Source organism: Caenibacillus caldisaponilyticus (genome assembly GCF_002003465.1).
GTDB lineage: Bacteria > Bacillota > Bacilli > Bacillales > Sporolactobacillaceae > Caenibacillus > Caenibacillus caldisaponilyticus.
The window spans coordinates 1-4,602 of the sequence record NZ_BDDQ01000091.1; the positions used below are offsets into that span (position 1 = coordinate 1).

3 protein-coding genes are annotated in these 4,602 nt (G+C 45.5%); 1 reads left to right on the forward strand and 2 read right to left on the reverse strand.

Annotated elements, in window-relative coordinates; genetic code table 11:
- Together CCB157_RS16180 and CCB157_RS16185 are read right to left on the reverse strand one after the other, a co-directional pair.
- The coding region (locus tag CCB157_RS16180) for a BglG family transcription antiterminator (RefSeq protein WP_274519645.1) at positions 1 to 2,010 on the reverse strand (2,010 nt) is incomplete at its 3' end.
- 201 nt (positions 2,011 to 2,211) lie between these two features.
- Positions 2,212 to 3,624 (reverse strand): PTS mannitol transporter subunit IIBC, encoded by a 1,413-nt coding sequence (locus CCB157_RS16185; RefSeq protein ID WP_077616864.1) that lies wholly within the window; start codon positions 3,622 to 3,624, stop codon positions 2,212 to 2,214.
- A 491-nt stretch (positions 3,625 to 4,115) separates the two neighbouring features.
- Between CCB157_RS16185 and CCB157_RS16190 the strand changes: the two genes are divergently transcribed.
- Positions 4,116 to 4,602, forward strand: a 487-nt coding sequence (locus CCB157_RS16190) for an IS256 family transposase (RefSeq protein ID WP_193432325.1), incomplete at its 3' end; no start/stop codon positions are given.

The window sequence follows — 4,602 nt, forward strand, 5'->3', positions numbered from 1 at the left end:
TATAATCAAGGCGCTGATATGGCTCAAAAGCTCCAACCCTTGGGGCGACAAGCTTTCCGGTGAAAGCAGGACAAGCGCATGTTTCATCATCATGTCTTCCTGATCCATCGCCTTTAAGGGAAGCGGTTTCGGTAAAGCGTAAATGCGAAAGATCGGTTTTAAAACATGACGGTCTTTGCTGTGAAACAAAGCCAGCGTGGACCTCGGAATGCCTAAAGCGCCTTGTAACTCTCTTTTCAACAAAGCGTCGGCGACCGATTGCCGATCGCTGATGAGCTGCGCATCCATTAAATTTTTAGCGATGGCATTTAACATGTCCTTATGGGAACCCCGCTCGGTCAGGTTCACGACCGCAAAGGTTTCTAACACCGAAATGGCTGCATTCAAATACTCATTCATCTGTTTGAACAACGTTAAAACGTCGTTTTCGTCCAGCCGATGCGTTAAGTTGTCGTCGATCGGTTCGGAGCGGTGAACGGCCTTTTTAAAGGCTTGTACATCCACATAATTTTTTATCCGTTCCAATTCCTTTTCAGAAGGGATCGGATTAACCACAAAAGCCTCATCAGGCAGGCCCGGCAAATCCACCGTCGAGATGACAAGATCGTAACGATCGAGTTGGGTTTTATCCAATTCAAAAACGGATGTGGTTTTATACTCAACGATTTCGGGTATTTCTTGTTTTAATCGGCTTGCCAACATCTTGGAGGTCCCGATACCGCTCGAACAAATGATCAATGCTTTTAAGTCGTGCCGATTAGGCCCTCTCACCAAGCAAGACCCGAAATGCATGACGATATACCCGATTTCTTCGTCCGGCACATGAATGCCCTGGAACACGTCATGAACGGCCGCTTTGACGACGTGAAACAGTTCGCGATAGTCGGTCTTGATCTTTTCCAGCAACGGATTGGTAATGCCCATGTTTTGCTTCATCCGGTACATCGCCGGTTTTAAATGCGCCAGCAAGCCTTGATACAAAGAGTGGTATGGACTGAGATCCCGTCCGATCCGTTCACCGACCTTATTAATGAGCCGCTTCGTCAGAACCGCGAGCTGAAGATTGTCTTCTTCCAAAACGATTTCCTTTTCAAATCGGAGTTTCGCGCCGCTCAAATGCATGCTGATATAGCCGACTTCCGCCTCGGGAATTTTGATATGAAATTTTCCTTCGAGCTTTTCGGCTATTTTCTTTGCGAAAGCAAACTCTTTCGTCTTTCTCAAGTCCTCCAAAAAACCGGGTTCAATGGTGATTTTTTCGCCTCTGCGAATGCGTTCAATGGCCAAGGACAGATGGACGATCAACGCAATATAAGCGCTGTCGGCGAAAGCGTAAGGCAGTTCATCGCGAACCTCTTTGATCACTTGGTCGACCAAAAGGATGTTTTTTCTCTCAACCAACCCCAGCATCCGATCAGATATCGAATCGATGAGATCGCCGGATTTATTTTGAATTTGATCCTTGATCATCGCTAAAAATTGCGATTCATCGATATTCTCCATAAGGATCTTGCTCATCACTTGGCGTTTCGCTTTTTCGCTTCCTTTGATTTCAATGCCGTACCCTCTTCTGCGAACAAGCCGCAGTTCGAAGGGCTTCAATTTTTCTTCCAACTTGTCGAGGTCATGACTGATCGTCGCGTTGGTGACGCGCAAATCATGAGCCAACGCGAAAAGCTTAATCGGCCGGGAAGCTTCCAGCAACGTGCAAAGAATGAGCGTTTGACGTTCTAACGGCGTATATTCGGTCGGCACCTCATGCAACAGCCTATGTTTTAAAGCCTTTAAATCTTGATCATCCCCTATGATTTGGATGCCAAAGCCCGCCTTTTTATTCAGTTGTAAATGAAAGGATTTTGCAATTTTTTCAATGCCTTTTAAATCCCTTCGGACCGTGCGCTCACTGACACCGATGTCATCCGCGATCTCTTTAACCGTCAAACCCTTCCGATGCGTCAAGAGCACATTCAATATTTGTTTTTCTCTGGCAGAAATGATCATTCTGCTCACTCCATCGGTTAAGATGATCGCCGTGACTGTGGATAACTTGCCTTAAGGCACCTTTATTTTAGGCTTGAAAATTTTTATTATACAACGAAAACATAATGTATTTCCGTCAATAGGGTTGCTGACAAAATTAAATTTCCGCAAAAAACGAGGACTAATTCCATAAGCCGTTCACAATGGCCTTGGATTTAGTCCCCCTTTCCCTTACTTTTTCAATTGCTCAACCAGTTCATCATACCTTGGGCTGTTGAGGAAATTGTCAACGGAGATGTGCTGTGCCCCAGGCAATTTCGCTTTCGCCCGATCGGTCAAATCTTTATGGGTCACGACAATATCCGCATCATCCGGTAAATTATTAATGGCGGTATTGGTCACTTCGACATCAATGCCGGCTTCTTTAAATTTATTTCTTAAAATCGACGCCCCCATAGCGCTGGAGCCCATGCCGGCATCACAAGCAAAAACGATTTTCTTCACTTCTTTGTTTTTAAGTTCCTCGGAAACCAAGGCTTCGGCGACGCTGCTTGTTTTTCCTTTCATTTCTTGCATTTTTTCCGTTGCGCTCTTCAGATCCTCTTCAGCGTTGGAGCGGCTGACTTTAAGAATGAAGGAAGCGATCAAGAACGAAACCGCGGCAGCCACAATGACCCCCAAAATCACGCCGATGTAATTTCCTTTCGGCGTCATCGCCAATATTGCGAAAATGCTGCCAGGTGATGGAACGGCGACTAAACCGACATTAAATAATTGGAAAGTAAAAACGCCCGAAACCCCGCCGGCAATCGCCGCTAAAATTAACTGAGGTTTCATCAAAATATACGGGAAATAGATTTCATGAATGCCGCCCAAAAAATGGATAACGGCAGCGCCCGGAGCCGTTTGTTTGGATGTGCCTTTGCCAAAAATGCAATAAGCCAATAAGACGCCAAGACCTGGCCCGGGGTTGGGCTCCAGCAAGAATAAAATCGATTTGCTATGTTCAGATGCTTGCTGTACGCCCAAAGGACTTAATACCCCATGGTTGATCGCATTGTTTAAGAACAGAACCTTGCCCGGTTCGATGAAGATATTGGCCAACGGCAATAAGTGCGCATTAATGATGGCCTGAACACCCGAAGCCAAAAATTTGTTCAATCCCACAACAACCGGATCAATCGCCTTATATGCCAATAATGTCAAGATGAAAGCGATAATCCCCGCCGAGAAGTTATTGACGAGCATTTCAAAGCCGGATTTTATTTTGCCTTGAATCAGTTTATCGAATTGTTTAACGACATAACCGCCCAAGGGCCCCATGATCATGGCCCCGAGAAACATGGGAATGTTCGCGCCAATGATGATGCCCATCGTGGCCGTCGCCCCGACAATCCCGCCGCGATGGTCATAAACCATTTTTCCTCCGGTATAACCGATCAGGAGCGGCAATAAAAACTTGATCATCGGGTCAACTAATGTCCCTAAATCTTTATTAGGCAACCAACCTGTCGGGATAAAAAGCGCGGTAATGATCCCCCACGCGATGAATGCACCGATGTTCGGCATGATCATGCCGCTTAAAAAGCTTCCGAATTTTTGTATTTTCACGCGAACCCCTTGGCTCTCAGCATGGGTAGACATCCGTATCCAACCTCCTTTAGTATAGGTTTTGTTGCACTTTTATTCTAAAGCGCTTACACACGCGCCTCAATCAATAGAAAAATCGTTTTTGTCCTTTCTATTAGTGACATTTATTAAATATCCCCTTATTCACGATAAAGTATGTGCTGACCTAAAAATAATCTTTTGTCGCTCATTTTAAGCTTCGTTGAATTCAACAAATACCTGACCGATCCCCTTTCATCCATTAAGATTAAGACCTATTTGTAATCAACGGTGATAAAATCTCCAATAAAGATAATATTGAATGAAGAAACATTACTGAAAATGAGGAAGTTTTTTATGCTTCGGGAGTTATACAGAAAGGCTGGACGCAAATAGCATATTTTGAACCGTAACTTTCAGGCAAACAAACACAATGAAAAGTGGGTCACAGAAGTTGAGTCCGTAAAATTGTGTAAAAAGGAAATGTAAAAAGAGCCACGTTGCTTTCCCTTTGATAGAACGAGTTCCTGTCGCAAGATCAAGGACTGGCCAAACTGTTGGAACAGGTCTTGAATCAAATCCTTGAAGCGCAGTTAACGGATCAACTTGGCGCCGGCCGTTATGAGCGCACAGAGGAACGAAAAGGCTATCGAAACGGGTCTTATCCCCGGCAATTGACGACTCGGGTGGGACGGTTGGCCTTGCGCGTGCCGCGGACCAGGGATGGGGAGTTTTCCACCGAACTCTTTCAACGTTATCAACGGAGCGAACAAGCTCTGGTACTGGCCCTCATGGAAATGGTCGTAAACGGAGTGTCTACCCGCAAGATCACCCAAATCACAGAAGAATTGTGCGGGACTTCGTTTTCCAAGTCCACGGTCTCCTCGTTGTGCAAAGGACTGGATCCGATGATCCAAAATTGGAATCAACGTTCCCTTCATGAACACGTGTATCCGTTTGTGTTGGTGGATGCCATTTATACGAAAGTGCGGGAGGATGGGCGGGTTCGCTCCC

Excerpts from the sequence above, each read along its gene's own strand:
- CCB157_RS16185 (WP_077616864.1), bottom strand. The coding sequence starts at position 3,624 with ATGTCTACCCATGCTGAGAGCCAAGGGGTTCGCGTGAAAATACAAAAA.